We start from the raw sequence: 15,408 nt of genomic DNA, 5'->3' as shown, positions 1-15,408 counted from the left end.
TGCCCGCGTCCGGCGACTGGTCAGGTGCTGCTCCCGCGCGGTTCAGGAGCCCTTGCAGAAGGTCATGATCTTCGCGTGGTTGGCCCTGAACTGGTCGTAGAGCGCCACGTCGTCGATCTTCAGCAGCGTCTCGTCGTTGGCCCGCAGCGCCGAGTACGAGTAGTTGTGGCTGCCCGTGAAGACCAGCTTGCGGCCGGCCTTCCCGTCGTACGTGCCGTTGACCAGCACGTACTTGGAGTGCAGGCCCACCTTGCGGTCGCCCACGTTCTCCGCGCACTGGACGCGCTCGGTCATCTTCCCGGAGACGATGCCGGACACGTCGTCACTCATCGACGTGCCGCCGTCGTTGGCGAGGATCACCTTGCAGCCCGCCGACTTCATCGCCACCAGCTTCGCGGCGACCTCGCGGCGCGAGAAGAGGTTGGCGGCCATGCGCACCTCGGTGCCGGCCCGGCAGTCGACGTTGCCGAGGATGAGGGAGACGGTATCGGTGGAGGCGTCGCCGTTCCACTTCTTCCCGGCGGCTTCCTTGCGCGGGAAGAAGTACGTCTTGTACGGGCCCGCCGTCGGCGTCCTGTAGTAGTCGTTGTTCACCTGGCGCTTGGCGAGGTCGGCGAAGTAGCCGCGGTAGGCGCCGTAGAGCCCGGCGTCGACGATCGTGACGGCGTTGTTGAAGTAGTCGGTGCGCTGGGTGCTGGTCATGTTGGCCGAGGACTGCACGACGACGTTCTTGCTGCCGCCGGTCTCGGAGAACAGCCAGAACTTGTTGTGGTTGATCGAGCCGTCGTCGGGCTTGGAGGGCATCAGCACGCGGTTGCCGATGCAGCCCCGGTTGACGCCGCAGTTCGTCACGTAGGAGCCCTTGGACTGATCCGTGCCCAGGGCGGCCTTGAGCGCGGCGTACTGACCGCCTGCGCCGGTCGCCGCGTTGTCGATGACGATCCGCACGTCGACGCCTCGTCGCTCGGCGTCCGCGAGGGCGCCGGAGATCTGGGTGTCGGTGAACGAGTACAGCCCGGCACTGATGGCGGAGCCCGTCGGCGCGCCCTCGATCAGGCCCTTCACGTGGTCGCGGATGCGGCTCTGGGCGGCGCTGTCGCCCGAGGGGTCGTTGAACGTCGCCGTCGTCGTCACCGCTGCCTGTGCCTGGCCCGGCACCCCGGCGTGGGCGGTGACCGGTGCCACGAGGGCGAGCGCGACGACCCCCGCTCCCCACGTTCCCATCCGTCCGGCCCGCCTGTACGTGTTGCGCTGCACGCCCGTCCCCTCTTCTCGCGTGTGCGTACGGAACGGAGCGCCGCGCCCGGTCCGCAGGAGCCGGGGCACGGAGCTCCGCAAAGCCTCAACGTATCGTCACACCGCCGGGCGTCGGCCCGCCCCCTTCAGTCGGTCACTGATCCCTCGCGTTCCACGCACGGGTCCGGAGCGGCATTCCGGACGCACCGGACGGGCCGGGCCTGACGGCCAGCACCTGGTTGACGCCGAGGGTGTTGTGCTCGAACGAGAGCGCCGAGGCCGCCATGTAGAGCCGCCAGATACGGGCCCGGCCCGGGGTGACCGTGCGCAGTGCCGCGTCCCAGTTCTTCTCCAGGTTGGCCACCCAGTGACGCAGCGTCAGCGCGTAGTGCTCGCGGATCGACTCGACGTCGCGCACCTCGAAGCCCGCCTGCTCCAGCTGCCCGACCGTACGGCCGAGCGGCGCGAGTTCCCCGTCGGGGAAGACGTAGGAGTCGATGAACGGGTCGACGCGGTACGTCTCCTCGTCGGGGACGGGGCGGCGGGCGATCTGGTGGTTGAGCAGTCGGCCGCCCGGCTTCAGCAGGGCGTACAGGTCGGCCGCGTACTCGGCGTACTGGACGGCCCCGACGTGCTCGGCCATCCCCACGGAGGAGATCGCGTCGTACGGTCCGAACGGGGCATCCCCTGCGCGAGCGGAGCCGAGAGCTTGGGGAAGCACGTCGCGGTAGTCCTGGACGCGGATCTCGACACGGTCGGCGAGGCCCGCCTCGGCGACGCGCTCGCGGGCGAAGGCGGCCTGTTCGGTGGAGAGGGTGATGCCGGTGACCTGGACCCCGTGCGCGCGGGCCGCGTGCAGGGCCAGGGAGCCCCATCCGCAGCCCACGTCGAGCAGCCGCAGACCGGGCCGGAGCGCGAGCTTGCGGGCGATCAGGTCGAGCTTGTCGTGCTGGGCGTCTTCGAGGGGGGCGGTGGGGTCGGAGAAGTAGGCGCAGGAGTAGACCATGGAAGGGCCGAGGACCAGGGCGTAGAAGTCGTTGCCCACGTCGTAGTGGTGGCTGATGGCCTCCTTGTCCCGGCGTCGGGTGTGCGGTCGGCCGGTGTGGCGGCGCAGTTCCTCGGGGGGCGGGGGCGGCGGCGGGAGCGGGCCGCCGAGCCTGAGCAGGCCCCGGGCGGCGGCCCGCTTCCTGGGGTCACGGACCGGGTGGACGGTGTTCCGGCCGGCGTCCTCGCGCTCCCAGATCAGCTCGGCGAGCAGCTCCAGGGCCTCGTACAGGTCCCCTTCGAAGTCGATCTCACCGGCCACCCAGGCGCGGGCGAGCCCCAGCTCACCGGGCTTCCAGAGCAGCCGTCGCAGGGCCCGGCGGCTGCGGATCACGAGGACGGGGGCGCCGGGCGGTCCCGCTTCGCTGCCGTCCCAGGCGCGGACGCGGACGGGGAGCGGGGTGGAGAGGAGTTCCTCGGCAAGAGTGGTCAGCCGCTGCGCGGCATCGGCCATGGTGCACACCTCCGTGACGTACGACGTGGAGCTACGTACTGGGATTAACACCGGAGGCGGGCCGCCGCATCCCCACGCGCCGCTCCGCACGACGAAGCGCGTGGCGGGAGCGTGCACGGCGCGGCCCGCGGGCGCTGCGCGGCGGGCACGCCGAAGGGGCCGCCCGCACCACGGATGGCGGGCGGCCCCTTCGGACGACGCCGGCTGGAACAGCCGTCACGCGTTACTGGTGAGGCGTCAGGAAGCCTTGGCCTCGGTCTTCTTCGGCTCGGCCGCGGCCGGCACCTTCACCGCGTCGGCCGGGGCCGGAGCGGGACGGGCGGCCTCGTAGAACTCCTCGCGGGGGGACTCGATGGCGCCCAGCGAGACGACCTCGCGCTTGAGGAACATCCCCAGCGTCCAGTCGGCCAGTACGCGGATCTTGCGGTTGAACGTCGGCATCGCCATGCCGTGGTAGCCGCGGTGGGCGTACCAGGCGAGACGGCCCTTGAGCTTGATCTTCATCTTGCCCATGACGATCATCGCGACGCCCTTGTGCAGGCCGAGACCCGCGACGGCGCCCTTGTTGGCGTGGCTGTACTCCTTCTGCGGGAAGCCCCGCATGCCGGAGACCACGTTGTCGCCGAGGACCTTGGCCTGGCGCAGCGCGTGCTGGGCGTTGGGCGGGCACCAGGCGTTGGGGTTGCCGTTCTTGCGGCCGACCAGGTCCGGGACCTGGGCGTTGTCGCCCGCGGCCCAGATGTAGTCGGTGCCCTGCACCTGGAGGGTGGCGGCGGTGTCGACGTGACCGCGCGGGCCCAGCGGCAGGCCGTAGCGGGAGAGCACCGGGTTGGGCTTGACGCCGGCGGTCCACACGATGGTGTTCGAGTCGACCTCGACGCCGTTGTTCAGCTTGACGTGGCCGTCGATGCAGGAGTCCATGCCGGTCTTGAGGTAGACCTCGACGCCGCGGCTCTCCAGGTGCTTGCGGCCGTACTCGCCGAGCTTGGGGCCCACCTCGGGGAGGATCTTGTCGGCGACGTCGACGAGCAGGAAGCGCATGTCGTCGCGCGAGACGTTGCTGTACTGCTTGGCGGCGTCGCGGGCCATGTCCTCGACCTCGCCGATGGTCTCCGCGCCTGCGAAGCCACCGCCGACGAAGACGAAGGTGAGCGCCTTGCGGCGGACCTCCTCGTCGGTCGTGGAGTCTGCCTTGTCGAGCTGCTCGATGACGTGGTTGCGCAGGCCGATGGCCTCCTCGACGCCCTTCATGCCGATGCCCTGTTCGGCGAGGCCGGGGATCGGGAAGGTGCGGGAGACCGCGCCGAGCGCGACGATCAGGTAGTCGAAGGGCAGCTCGTAGGCCTCACCGACGAGCGGGGAGATCGTGGCGACCTTGCGGTCCTGATCGATGGTGGTGACCCGACCGGTGAGCACCTCGGCCTTGGGAAGGACGCGTCGCAGTGGTACGACGACGTGCCTCGGCGAGATGTTGCCGGCGGCGGCTTCGGGCAGGAAGGGCTGGTAGGTCATGTACGAGCGGGGGTCGACGACCGTGACGGTCGCTTCCGCATAGCGCATCTTCTTGAGAATGCGCTTTGCCGCGTACAGGCCTACGTACCCACCGCCTACTACGAGGATCCTGGGACGCTCCGTGGTGCTCATGCAATCGAGTATCCACCCCGTCCCGGGGGGTACCTCGTGAGCCCCTTCACAAGGTCTGTGGACCCTTCTGCTACACTCCGCCGCCCACGTGACACAGGTCATGCTCCCGGCGGGGAACCGCAGGGCTTGCGGACACGTTGGAAACCCCTTCCCAACTGGCCCGATGGCCCTTGGCGAACACTGGACCACTTACTCATTTCATACGCCCGACATCCGTCAGGAACCGTCCGTTATGAGCGCCCGTGGGGGTGGTGGCGCACCCGTCGGGCAGCGGGGCGCGAAAAAGGGGCCCATCGGGCCCCTTTTCCTTGTGAAGAACTTCACGAACTTGCTCCGCCGCGGCGTTCCGCCAGGCCCGGCCCAGGCACGCTCCAGCCGATCCCGCCCGCCATCACCGCCGGAACGTACCGCACACCACGCCACCAGGGGCGCAGAATCAACTCCCCACGTGTACACACAAGCGCGTACGCTTCATCCATGGACGAGAGCGCTGTGACCGTACGCGAAGCCCGCGCGCACCTTGCGGACCACATCAATCGGGCAGAGCAGGGCAATCCAACGATAATCACTCGGAACGGGGCCCCTGTGGCCGCACTCGTACCCATCGCGGACTTCCACGCACTGGAAGAGGCAGCCGACGAACTGCTCGCCCGCGATGCGGAGACCGTCCTGGCCGAAGGCGGCCCGACGGTGACCATGGCCGAGGTATTGGCAGACCTGTTCACTGAGCACGGTGAAGGCGCGGCGTGAAGTACGCGTTCAGGTTCACCGCTGCCGCTCAGCGGCAATTCAGGGCGCTCGACCGGCACGCCGCGATGCGCATCCTCACCGCACTGACCGCTCTCGGCAACGATCCGTACCGCGAGGACGCCGACATCACGAAACTCACCGGGCCCTCCGGGCTCTGCCGGCTCCGCGTCGGCAGCTACCGGATCGCCTACCAAGTGCTGGACGGCGAGCTTGTCGTCCTGGTTGTCAAGGTCGGTGACCGCCGCGGGGTCTACCCCAACCTCTGAACAGAGGCGCTCCGACCAGTCGGCCGAGGCGCTCCTGTTCGGAGGTGTCAACCGGTCAGAGGGACTTCTTCACGCGCTCCAGCTCGTCGGCGAGGGCACACGCGATCCCGTCCAGGATGTCGTGTTCCGAGACCACCACTTCGGCGGCCTCGGCCCGCTCCATCAGCGCCAGCAGGATGAGCGCGCCGGAGACGATGACGTCCACCCGGCCCGGGTGCATGGCGGGGAGGGCCGCCTTCTCGTCGTGGGTGGCCGCGACGAGCCACTCGGTGACCCGGCGGACCTCGTCGTACGGGATCCGGGAGTGGTGGATGGCCGCGGAGTCGTACTCCGGCAGGCCCAGCGCGAGGGCGGCGATCGTCGTCACGGACCCGGCGAGACCGACCAGCGTGTGCGCCTCGCGGAGCGGGACGGTCTCCTCCGCCAGGTCCAGCGCCGCCTCGATGTCGGCACGGATCGCGGCAACCTGCCCGGGCGTGGCCGGACCGGACGGCCGGTGGCGTTCGGTGAGGCGTACGCAGCCGATGTCGACGGAGCGGGCGGCGCGGACCGTATCGCCCCCGACGACGAGTTCGGTGGAGCCGCCGCCGATGTCGACGACGAGGTGGTCCCCCGCCCCGTGCGCGAGCTCGTTGGTGGCCCCGGTGAAGGAGAGCTGAGCCTCCTGGTCGCCGGTGACCACCTCGGGCTCGACGCCCAGGATGTCCAGGACGCCGGCGACGAACTCGTCGCGGTTCTCCGCGTCCCTGGAGGCGGAGGTGGCCACGAAGCGGACCTTCTCGGCCCCGTGCGCCTCGATGACCGTCGCGTACTCGCGGCACGCGGCGAACGTGCGCTCCAGGGCCTCGGGGGCGAGCCGGCCGGTCCTGTCCACGCCCTGGCCGAGCCGGACGATCGTCATCCGCCGGTCCAGGTCGACCAGTTCGCCGGTCGCGGGGTCGGCGTCCGCGACGAGGAGGCGGATGGAGTTCGTACCGCAGTCGATGGCGGCGACCCTGGTCACTGGGCGCTCTCCGCGGACGGGTCGGCGCACGGGGTGACGCAGGGGCCCTTGGCCCACCACCGCGGCAGCAGCGCCAGCGCCTCGTCGCCGAACGGGTTCACCCCGGGCCCCGCGACCAGCGAGTGCCCCACCAGCACGTGCAGGCACTTCACCCGGTCGGGCATCCCGCCCGCGCTGGGGAAGCCCACCAGTTCCTCGATCGCGTCGCGCCGCTCCAGGTAGTCCTCGTGCGCCGCCCGGTACTGGTCGGCCAGCGCCTCGTCCGTGGACAGCCGGGCCTGCATCTCCTTCATCAGACCGGAGCCCTCCAGGGTGCCGATCGCGCCCGTGGCCCGGGGGCAGGTCATGTAGTACAGCGTCGGGAACGGCGTGCCGTCCTCCAGGCGCGGGGCCGTCTCGACCACGTCCGGGTTGCCGCACGGGCAGCGGTGCGCGATGGCGCGCAGTCCGCGCGGCGGGCGGCCGAGCTGGAGCTTGAACGCCTCGATGTCCGTCCCGGTGGGCTCGGAGCGCGGCGTGGTCGGGGGCGGTGTGTCCATGCGTGCCTTCTGTCGTGACGGGTGCTCTGTAGGGGGGTCTACGGTTCCCTGCGGTCGGCCTCGTCGACGCCGCGCCAGACGTGGGAGTACCAGGGCTGGTCGGCGCTCTTGCCGCCGTCGGGGTGCGGCGAGGAGCCGGACGCCTCCGGGTCGTACATCGTGAAGCCGGTCTCGCCCGGCTTCACGTAGTGCAGGTGCTCGCGCGAGAGGCGCACGACGTGCGCGTCGTCCTGGAGGCGCGCCTTGGCGTCGCGGAGTTGCTCCACCCGGCGCTCGGCCTCGTTCTTCGCGTGCTCCTGGTCGGCGATCTCGGTGCGCTGCGACACGTACTGCCGTATCGGGTACGCGAGGGCGACCACCAGCGTGCACACCACCAGGACCAGCAGCGCCGCCCGCCCGGTGAGGCGGGAGCGGCGGGCCTGGCGGCGGGTCTGCGAGCGGTAGACGCGGGCCGCGGTCTGCTCGCCGAGCAGCCGCAGCCTGGTCGTCGTGGAGAACCGGTCGCGGTTGCCCTTCGAGCCCTTCGCGGCCATGTGCCTGTCCCGCCTCCCCGTTACGCGCGTACGTCCCCGGACACGGTACGGGACCGTGGCCGGGGACGTAGGGACGACTGGCGTGCCGACCGGGGTCGGCGGGCCGGAGCGAGGTACCTACTGGTTCGCGCGGAACCGCGGGAACGCCGAGCGGCCGGCGTAGACCGCGGCGTCGTCGAGGATCTCCTCGATGCGCAGCAGCTGGTTGTACTTGGCGACGCGGTCCGAGCGGGCCGGGGCGCCGGTCTTGATCTGACCGCAGTTCACGGCGACGGCGAGGTCGGCGATGGTGACGTCCTCGGTCTCGCCGGAGCGGTGGCTCATCATGCACTTGAAGCCGTTGCGCTGGGCCAGCTCGACGGCGTCCAGCGTCTCGGTGAGCGAGCCGATCTGGTTGACCTTGACGAGCAGGGCGTTGGCGGAGCCCTCCTCGATGCCGCGGGCGAGGCGCTCGGGGTTGGTGACGAAGAGGTCGTCGCCGACGATCTGGACCTTGGCGCCCAGCTTGTCGGTGATGACCTTCCAGCCGTCCCAGTCGTCCTCGTACAGCGGGTCCTCGATGGAGACCAGCGGGTACGCGGAGACGAGCTCCTCGTAGTAGTCGGTCATCTCGGCGGCCGAGCGGGACGCGCCCTCGAACTCGTACTTGCCGTCCTTGTAGAACTCGGAGGCGGCGACGTCGAGCGCGAGCGCGATCTGCTCGCCGGGAACGTAACCGGCCTGCGTGATGGCCTCGATGATGAGGTCGAGCGCGGCGCGGTTGGACTCCAGGTTCGGGGCGAAGCCGCCCTCGTCGCCGAGACCGGTGGACAGGCCCTTGGTCTTCAGCACCTTCTTGAGGGTGTGGTAGACCTCGGCGCCCCAGCGCAGCGCCTCGGAGAAGGACTCGGCGCCGATCGGCGCGATCATGAACTCCTGGATGTCGACGTTGGAGTCGGCGTGCGACCCACCGTTGAGGATGTTCATCATCGGGACGGGCAGCAGGTGCGCGTTCGGGCCGCCGAGGTAGCGGAACAGCGGCAGGTCGCTGGCCTCGGAGGCGGCGTGCGCGACGGCGAGGGAGACGCCGAGGATGGCGTTGGCGCCCAGCGAGCCCTTGTTCTCGGTGGCGTCGAGGTCGAACATCGCCTGGTCGATCAGGCGCTGCTCGGTCGCGTCGTAGCCGACGAGCTCCGGGCCGATCTGCTCGATGACGGCCAGGACGGCCTTCTCGACGCCCTTGCCGAGGTAGCGGTTGGGGTCCCCGTCACGAAGCTCCACGGCTTCGAAGGCACCGGTGGAGGCGCCGGACGGAACAGCAGCACGGCCGGTGCTGCCGTCGTCGAGGCCGACCTCGACCTCGACCGTGGGATTGCCTCGGGAGTCCAGGATTTCCCGGGCTACGACGACGTCGATGGACGGCACGAGCATCTCCTTCATGGGGTGTGACGCTGGGGAAGCTGAGTGCAGGGTCGCTTTCGGCCTTGCGACAAGAGCCTAACCGGACCTGGGGCGTCGTTCGGCCGTACGACTGTCTGATGGGACGGAAAAATGCCCGAATGCCTGCAAGAGGGGACGAAGACCGCGCCGAAGGTCGCCGCCGTCGGCCGCCCGGGGAACCGGTACGCCCGCACTGCGCGCCCCGCACTGCGCGTACGGAACGGGGCGGGGGAACGGAAGAACCCCGGCCGGGCGCGAACGGGGGGGGCGTCGCGTCCGGCCGGGGCCCGGCGTGCGGGGGCGGCGGGGGTGGGCCGCCGCCCCGCACGGGGGTCAGCGCAGGTGGAGCTGCTGACCCGGGAAGATGAGGTCGGCGTCGGTGACGACGTCCTCATTCAGGTCGAGGAGGTGCTGCCAGCCGCCCTTGACGTGGTGCGCCTGGGCGATCTTGCCGAGCGTGTCGCCGGCCTTCACCTCGTACTCGCCGTCACCCTTCTTGACCGGGGCGACGGACTTCGGGGCAGCCTGCTTGGCGGCCTTCGGGGCAGCCTTGGGGGCCACCCGCTCGACGGCCTTCGGGGCCTTGCGGGCCTCGCTGCGGGAAGCGGCCGGGGCCTCCTGGCGCTTCTGCGCCTTGGGGGCGGACTTCTGCGAGAAGCCCGAACCGGTGCTGACGCCCGGGTCGACACCGTCGTTGGTCAGATTGCCGGCGCCGGCGCAGGCCCAGGCACCCGGACCCTGCATGTCGAGCAGCCGCTCGGCGGTGGCGATCTGCTGGCCCTTGGAGGCCTGGTCGGCGCGCGGGGCGTACTTGGTGCCGCCCGCGGCCGCCCAGGAGGACTGCGAGAACTGCAGACCGCCGTAGTAGCCGTTGCCGGTGTTGATGGACCAGTTGCCGCCGGACTCGCACTGGGCGACCTTGTCCCAGGTGTCGACGGAGGCGGCGGAGGCCGTGGAGGCCCCCATCAGCGGGGCTGCGACCGCGACACCGGTGACACCGGCGAGGGTGACGACACGGGTGGCCTTGGACGGGCGGCGGTGCTTGCCCTTGCTGAAAAGCGACATGGATATCTCCTCACCGACGCCTTCGAGGTGAGCTGTCGGGTTCGGGCTGTGAGTTCGCCCGGCCTCCGGTCCGGTCCGCCGCTGCGTGCTGCAACTGCGTTCCGTTTCGGCGGCTTCACCCCGAGCCGTTCCCGTCACGTCTCTCAACGTCCGGGCCCGGCACTTACCTTGGGTCCCCCGCTCCTGCCTACGGCGCTTACGCGACGACTGCTCCCGGTGCCCGCCGGCAGGATTCGGCGTGACGGGCTCCGGTGCTCACCGGTGGCGAGCGATGACGACCGTAAACACAGGAGTCCCCGATGTTCAAAGGCGAACATCGGGGACATCTCACCCCTACTTGCCCTTCCGACGCGGTTGTTTACGCAGGTCAGAGCGGACGCGCCGGGAGCTCCCCGGCGGGACACACCAGTTGGAGCGAAGAGACTCATGTCTCACTTGCGCAGAACCGGACATAAGGCACTGAACTACCCCTGCTTTGTGTCCGTTTCGCGGCCGTTCAGTGACCGGCTCCCGCCTGCTCCGTGCCCGCCGCGTCTCCCAGCACGAGGTTCTGGCCAGGACGGATGAGGTCCGGGTCGGCACCGACCGCCGAGCGGTTCGCCTCGTAGAGGGCGGGCCAGCCGCCGGGCACCTTCGCCTCGTCCGCGATGTGCGAGAGGTTGTCGCCGGCGCGGACCGTGTACGGCGTGTCCGACGCGGGCACCCCTCCGGGCCGCTCGGCCTTCTCGCCGCGGGAGGCGTGTTGGCCGGACTCGCGGCCGTCGGTGACGGACGGGTCGGCGGCGGTCGGGTCGGTGCCGGGCGTGACGGCGGGGTCGAGGCTCGCGCCCGCCGTCGAGTCCATGCCCGGTTCGACCGAACTGCCCGTTTCGGGGGACGTGTTCTCGGGGGCGGGCTCGCCGCGGTGCTTGCCCCGGCTCGCACCCTGCCCGGGGTCCTGGCCCGGGTCGGCGGAGGCAGAGGGGTCGGCGGAGCCGGACGGGGCGGGAGTCCCGGCACCCGGGGTGCCCTGCCCGGCGTCGGCGCTCGGGCCGGTACTGGGGGTGACGCTGGTGCCCGGCGTGGGCTCGGTGGGGGTGACGGCGTCCGCGGAGGCCGACGGGTCCTCGCGGTCCGGGCTCTGCGTGCCGCCCTCGGGCGCGTCGCGCTTCACGGAGCCCGCGGGAGCCTTGGGCGGCGCACTGGCATCCGTACCGGGGTCGGCGGCGTCCACACCACCGGAACCCTCCGAACCGGAACCGGAGCCGGAGCCGCCGCCGGGGGCCAGTCCGGATATGACGGCGCAACTGGGCCACGCCTGCCGGCCCTCCGCCGCGAACACCTTCTCGGCGACCTTGATCTGCTGCGCGCGGCTGGCGAGGTCGGCGCGCGGGGCGTAGTCCAGGCCCCCGTACCGCGCCCACTTCTCCTGCGAGAACTGGAGCCCGCCGTAGTGCCCGTTGCCCAGGTCGGCACTCCACATGCCGCCGCTCTCGCACTCGGCGACCCGGTCCCAGGTGTTCGCGTCGGCCGCCGAGGCGCTCGTCGCACCCAGAAGCGGAATCGCGATGGCGGACCCGGTCACCCCTGCTGCGACGAACAGTGCGGGGGCCTGACGCGGGCGGCGGTGTTTACCGTTCCCGGAACGCATGCGGTTGCCTTTCAGCTGACGGTGACTCGGCTTCCGTCCGTAACTGCCGAGTCGCCCGTGAACGTAGCCGTACTCGAACACCCGTCACAAGTCGATGCAGTGCAGATCACGCAAAGGTCACATTGCTGAGGTCCCGTCACTTCGCCTTCACCTGTGGGCGTCCCCGAACTCGACGGGGAGCGTGCGCAGTCCGCGCATGATGAGACCGCCGCGCCACCGCAAATCAGCAGGATCTCCCGCGAGTCGCAGGTCAGGAAGGCGGGTCAGGAGGGCGGCGAGCGCGGTCCTGGCTTCGAGCCGTGCGAGCGGCGCACCGAGGCAGTAGTGGATGCCGTGGCCGTAGCCCAGGTGCGGGTTGTCCCGACGGCCGAGATCGAGACTGTCCGCATCCTGGAACCTCTCGGGGTCCCGGTCGGCCGCCGCGAGCACGACGAGCACGGGGTCGCCCGCCGCGATGTCCTGCCCGCCGAGGGTGAGCGCCTCGGTGGCGTACCGCCAGGTGGCGAGCTCCACCGGGCCGTCGTAGCGCAGGAGTTCCTCCACTGCGGTGGCGAGGAGACCGTCCGGGTCGCCGTCGGCCAGGGCCTGCTGGAGACGGGCGCGCTGGTCGGGATTGCGCAGCAGGGCGTACACGCCGTTGCCGATGAGGTTGACGGTGGTCTCGAAACCCGCGAAGAGAAGGATGAAGGCCATCGCGGCGGCCTCGTTCTCGGTGAGGTGCTCGCCGTGGTCGCCGGCCCGGATCAGGTTCGAGATCAGGTCGTCGCCGAGGTCCTCGCGCTTGCGGTGGATCAGCTCGGCGAGGTACGCCCGCATCTTCTTGACGGAGCGTGCGACGCCACCGCGCGGTCCGCCGCCGTGGCGGATCATCATGCCCGCCCAGTCCCGGAAGTCGTCCTGGTCCTCGCGCGGCACGCCGAGCAGGTCGCAGATCGCGTAGATGGGGAGCGGGAAGGCGAACTCGTGGATGAGGTCGGCGGAGCCGTTGGCCTCGAAGGCGTCGATGAGCCGGTCCGTCAACTCCTGCACACGGGGTTCGAATTCGGCGACCGTACGCGGAGTGAACGCCTTCGCGACGAGTCGGCGCAGCCGGGTGTGGTCCGGCGGGTCGATGTTCAGCAGGTGCGTCATCAGGTCCGCGCTGCGCTCGCCGGGGATGCCGGTCCTGCCCTTGGCGTGCGCGGATCCGGCGTGGTTCGCCGGGTTCTTGCTCAGCCGCTGGTCGGCGAGGGCCTGGCGGGCGTCCGCGTACCGGGTGACCAGCCATGCCTCGACGCCGCTGGGCAGTTCGGTGCGATGCACGGGTGCGTGCTCGCGCAGCCACGCGTAGGCGGGGTAGGGGTCGGTGGCGAACTCCCAGGTGAAGAGCGGGGGCTGCGGGCCACGGGGGACGTCGGATCCGCCGGGGGCGGGGGCCGGGGTCTGGTGGACGGTGTCGGTCACTTCTGGGCGTCCGTGGAGGGCTGGTGTGCGTCGGTGTGGGACTGGTGCGCGTCGGTGGAGGGCTGATGCGCGTCCGGTCCGGGCTGGTGCGTGTTCGTCCGGGGCTGGTACGAGGCCGGGGTCTGTGGTTGTGCTCGGGTCTGCGGGGTTGTTCGTGGGGCTGCCTGCGCCTTCTCGGCTGCCAGGATCGCGTCGCGGTACGTACGGGCGGCGGCGCGGAGGGCGGTTTCCGGATCGGTGCCTTCGGCTTCGGCGCGGGCGGCGAGGGCGAGGAGCTCGTAGCCGATGCGGTTCCCGGCGCTGCCGGTCCCGCTGCTGGTGGTCGCGCCGCTGGCGGTCCCGGCGCTGCCGGTTTCGCTGCTGCCGGTCCCGCTGCTGGTGGTCGCGCCGCTGGTGGTCGCGCCGCTGGCGGTCTCGCTGCCGGTGGTCGCGCCGCTGGCGGTTTCGCCGCCGCCGCTGACGCCTTCGCCGTCGTCGCCGCTCGGGTGGGCGACGTCCAGGCCCGCACCGCGTGCCCGGGAGGCCAGTTTGGCGGCGAGGGCCAGGGCGGGCTGCGCGAGCGGGATGCCCTCCGTGACCGAGGCGCGCTGCTTCTCGACGGCCTTGGTGCGCAGCCAGGTGGCCTTGACGTCCTCGGGCGTCTCGGCGGACTCGTCGCCGAAGACGTGCGGGTGACGGTGGATGAGCTTGTCGATGAGCGTGGCGGCCACGTCGTCGATCGAGAAGGGCGCGTCCGAGCCGTCCTCGTCCTCCCCTGCCGCTTCCTGGGCGATGCGGGAGTGGAAGACGACCTGGAGGAGTACGTCGCCCAGTTCCTCGCGCAGTTCCGAGCGGTCGCCCGCCTCGATGGCCTCGACGAGTTCGTACGCCTCCTCGATGCCGTACTTGGCGAGCCCCTCGTGGGTCTGCCGGGAGGACCACGGGCACTCGCGGCGGATCCGGTCCATGACGTGGACCAGGTCGAGGAGGCGGGCTCCGGGCAGGTCGTACGAACCGGGGAGGAGCTCCAGGTCGGGCATCTGGACCCTGTTCGACCCGGCGAGGCGGGCGAGGCCGTCGGTGAGGCGCTGGTCGCCCTCGCCCGACGGGAGGACCACGGCGGTGCGTCCGCCCGCGCAGAACGCCACCAGTTCGTCGGCCGCCGGGACGTGCTGCTCGACGTCGACGCCCGCCTCCGCCAGGTACGGCAGCTGCGGGTGCCCCGGGTCGGCGCACAGCACCCGGTCCGCGGCGCGCAGCGTCTGCCAGGCGGGCCAGGACAGCAGGCCGGGGGCGACCCGGTGGCTGGCGGTGAGCAGGACGATGCGGCCGGGGGCGGACGCCGTGTCGGGTGCGTCCGGTGCGTCGCCAGGGGCGTCGGTGGCGTCAGGTGCGTCGGGTGCGTCAGGTGTTTCTGTGGTCACCCTTCGACGTTACCCGTGGGGTACGACGGGCCGGGCCGCCCGGTCGCACCGCACGAACCGCCCGGCCCCGCGGCCGGGACGCGGTCCGGTCCGATCCGGTCGCACGGTCGGTACGGGCGGTGGCCGGTCCCGGGTGACCGGGCCGGTTCCGGGTTACGGGTCCGGTTCCGCGTCACGCGGCTGGATCCGGGTCCGTTCATGGGTCCGGGGCCGGTTCCGCGTCCACGGGTGGGATTCCGGCTTACAGGGTCGGATCACCGGGCCGGGTCAGGGGCCCGGGTGCGGGTCACGGGGCCGGTTCCGGGGCGGGCTGGGCGCCTGCGTCCTCGGCGGCCTGTGCCTCGCTGTCCTTGGTCTTCTGGTTGATCCAGGGGGCGCGGTGCTCGACGAGGCCGATCTTCGCGTCGTCCCAGTCGCCGTACCGCGGGTTGACGTCGATCTTCAGGGACTTCGACGCCTCGGCGAGGATCTGGGTGACCTTCTGCTGACCCGCCGGGTCGGCGAGGTTGGCGCCGTTCGCGGCGGCGATTTTGTTGAGCAGGATCTCCTGACGGACGGCCTGCTCGATCTGGTCCGGCGCGATGCCGCGCTGGAGCAGCATCGCCTCCAGCTTGTCCGCGCCCTGCGCCTGTCCGACGGCTGCGTCGCGCGCCTGCTGGATCTCCTTGCGGGAGGCGGTGACCCCGGCGTCCGCGGCGGCGCGCTCGACGACCCGGCCGAAGATCATGCTGTGCAGCTTGGCGCGGCCCATCTGTCCGGTGCCGCTGATGGCCTGGTCGCCCTGCGGCGACTTCGCCTGTGCGTTCCGTACGTCCCTGACCTGGCCCTGGAGCGAGGACACCTCGATGCGGTCGCCGTCCACGAGGGCCGCCGCGCCGGGGTGCGCCTCGCCGCCGCAGGCGGTGAGGAGAGGGGCTGCGGCGAGCAGTCCGGCGGAGAGGAGGAGCGAGGTGCGGGTGCGCGTACGGCGGTGCAAAGG

General features: G+C 71.2%; 14 protein-coding genes and 1 riboswitch. Of the genes, 2 read left to right on the top strand and 12 right to left on the bottom strand.

Features of this window, described 5'->3' with window-relative positions; genetic code table 11:
- Positions 1–42: 42 nt before the first annotated feature.
- The 3 genes from ACQPZG_RS21200 to ACQPZG_RS21190 form a co-directional block, all read right to left on the bottom strand.
- On the bottom strand, positions 43–1,257 hold the full coding sequence (locus ACQPZG_RS21200; RefSeq protein WP_433547317.1) for a phospholipase D-like domain-containing protein: 1,215 nt from the start codon (positions 1,255–1,257) through the stop codon (positions 43–45).
- Between the two features lie 133 nt (positions 1,258–1,390).
- On the bottom strand, positions 1,391–2,734 hold the full coding sequence (locus tag ACQPZG_RS21195) for a class I SAM-dependent methyltransferase (RefSeq protein ID WP_433547316.1): 1,344 nt from the start codon (positions 2,732–2,734) through the stop codon (positions 1,391–1,393).
- Between the two features lie 237 nt (positions 2,735–2,971).
- A complete protein-coding gene (locus ACQPZG_RS21190) occupies positions 2,972–4,378 on the bottom strand; it encodes an NAD(P)/FAD-dependent oxidoreductase (protein WP_433547315.1) in 1,407 nt (468 codons plus the stop codon).
- Between the two features lie 477 nt (positions 4,379–4,855).
- Between ACQPZG_RS21190 and ACQPZG_RS21185 the strand changes: the two genes are divergently transcribed.
- Positions 4,856–5,128, top strand: a complete 273-nt coding sequence (locus tag ACQPZG_RS21185) for a type II toxin-antitoxin system Phd/YefM family antitoxin (protein ID WP_433547314.1) — start codon at positions 4,856–4,858, stop codon at positions 5,126–5,128.
- Positions 5,125–5,394 (top strand): type II toxin-antitoxin system RelE family toxin, encoded by a 270-nt coding sequence (locus ACQPZG_RS21180; protein WP_433547313.1) that lies wholly within the window; start codon positions 5,125–5,127, stop codon positions 5,392–5,394. Before ACQPZG_RS21185 ends, ACQPZG_RS21180 begins: the two co-directional genes overlap by 4 nt.
- A gap of 55 nt (positions 5,395–5,449) precedes the next feature.
- On the opposite strand, the gene ACQPZG_RS21175 is transcribed toward ACQPZG_RS21180, so the two are convergent.
- The 9 genes from ACQPZG_RS21175 to ACQPZG_RS21135 all read right to left on the bottom strand — a co-directional run bounded on the left by ACQPZG_RS21175 (position 5,450) and on the right by ACQPZG_RS21135 (position 15,405).
- Entirely contained in the window at positions 5,450–6,397 is a 948-nt protein-coding gene (locus ACQPZG_RS21175) for an exopolyphosphatase (RefSeq protein ID WP_433547312.1), read from the bottom strand.
- Complete coding sequence (locus tag ACQPZG_RS21170) at positions 6,394–6,936, bottom strand: DUF501 domain-containing protein (RefSeq protein WP_433547311.1); 543 nt, start codon at positions 6,934–6,936, stop codon at positions 6,394–6,396. The genes ACQPZG_RS21175 and ACQPZG_RS21170 overlap by 4 nt, the downstream gene beginning before the upstream one ends.
- Before the next feature lie 38 nt (positions 6,937–6,974).
- Positions 6,975–7,469 carry an FtsB family cell division protein gene (locus ACQPZG_RS21165; RefSeq protein ID WP_433547310.1) on the bottom strand — a complete coding sequence of 165 codons (495 nt, stop codon included), beginning with the start codon at positions 7,467–7,469 and terminating at the stop codon, positions 6,975–6,977.
- Positions 7,470–7,586: 117 nt separating this feature from the next.
- The gene (gene eno / locus ACQPZG_RS21160) at positions 7,587–8,879 is read right to left on the bottom strand and encodes a phosphopyruvate hydratase (RefSeq protein ID WP_433549488.1); all 1,293 of its coding nucleotides are present in this window, start codon (positions 8,877–8,879) and stop codon (positions 7,587–7,589) included.
- A gap of 342 nt (positions 8,880–9,221) precedes the next feature.
- Positions 9,222–9,953: a transglycosylase family protein gene (locus tag ACQPZG_RS21155; protein WP_433547309.1), complete on the bottom strand. Its 732-nt coding sequence runs from the start codon at positions 9,951–9,953 to the stop codon at positions 9,222–9,224.
- Positions 9,954–9,955: 2 nt separating this feature from the next.
- Positions 9,956–10,158, bottom strand: a riboswitch (cyclic di-AMP (ydaO/yuaA leader).
- 291 nt (positions 10,159–10,449) lie between these two features.
- A complete protein-coding gene (locus tag ACQPZG_RS21150) occupies positions 10,450–11,583 on the bottom strand; it encodes a transglycosylase family protein (protein WP_433547308.1) in 1,134 nt (377 codons plus the stop codon).
- A gap of 147 nt (positions 11,584–11,730) precedes the next feature.
- Positions 11,731–13,026 carry a cytochrome P450 family protein gene (locus tag ACQPZG_RS21145; RefSeq protein ID WP_433547307.1) on the bottom strand — a complete coding sequence of 432 codons (1,296 nt, stop codon included), beginning with the start codon at positions 13,024–13,026 and terminating at the stop codon, positions 11,731–11,733.
- Positions 13,023–14,429 carry a nucleoside triphosphate pyrophosphohydrolase gene (locus ACQPZG_RS21140; protein WP_433547306.1) on the bottom strand — a complete coding sequence of 469 codons (1,407 nt, stop codon included), beginning with the start codon at positions 14,427–14,429 and terminating at the stop codon, positions 13,023–13,025. Before ACQPZG_RS21140 ends, ACQPZG_RS21145 begins: the two co-directional genes overlap by 4 nt.
- A 286-nt stretch (positions 14,430–14,715) precedes the next feature.
- Positions 14,716–15,405: a SurA N-terminal domain-containing protein gene (locus tag ACQPZG_RS21135; RefSeq protein WP_433547305.1), complete on the bottom strand. Its 690-nt coding sequence runs from the start codon at positions 15,403–15,405 to the stop codon at positions 14,716–14,718.
- Positions 15,406–15,408 lie beyond the last annotated feature (3 nt).

This window comes from Streptomyces sp. CA-294286 (genome assembly GCF_050947155.1).
Taxonomy (GTDB): Bacteria; Actinomycetota; Actinomycetes; order Streptomycetales; family Streptomycetaceae; genus Streptomyces.
Note: the sequence above shows the minus strand (reverse complement) of the source record. Positions and strands in the feature narration are given on the sequence as shown.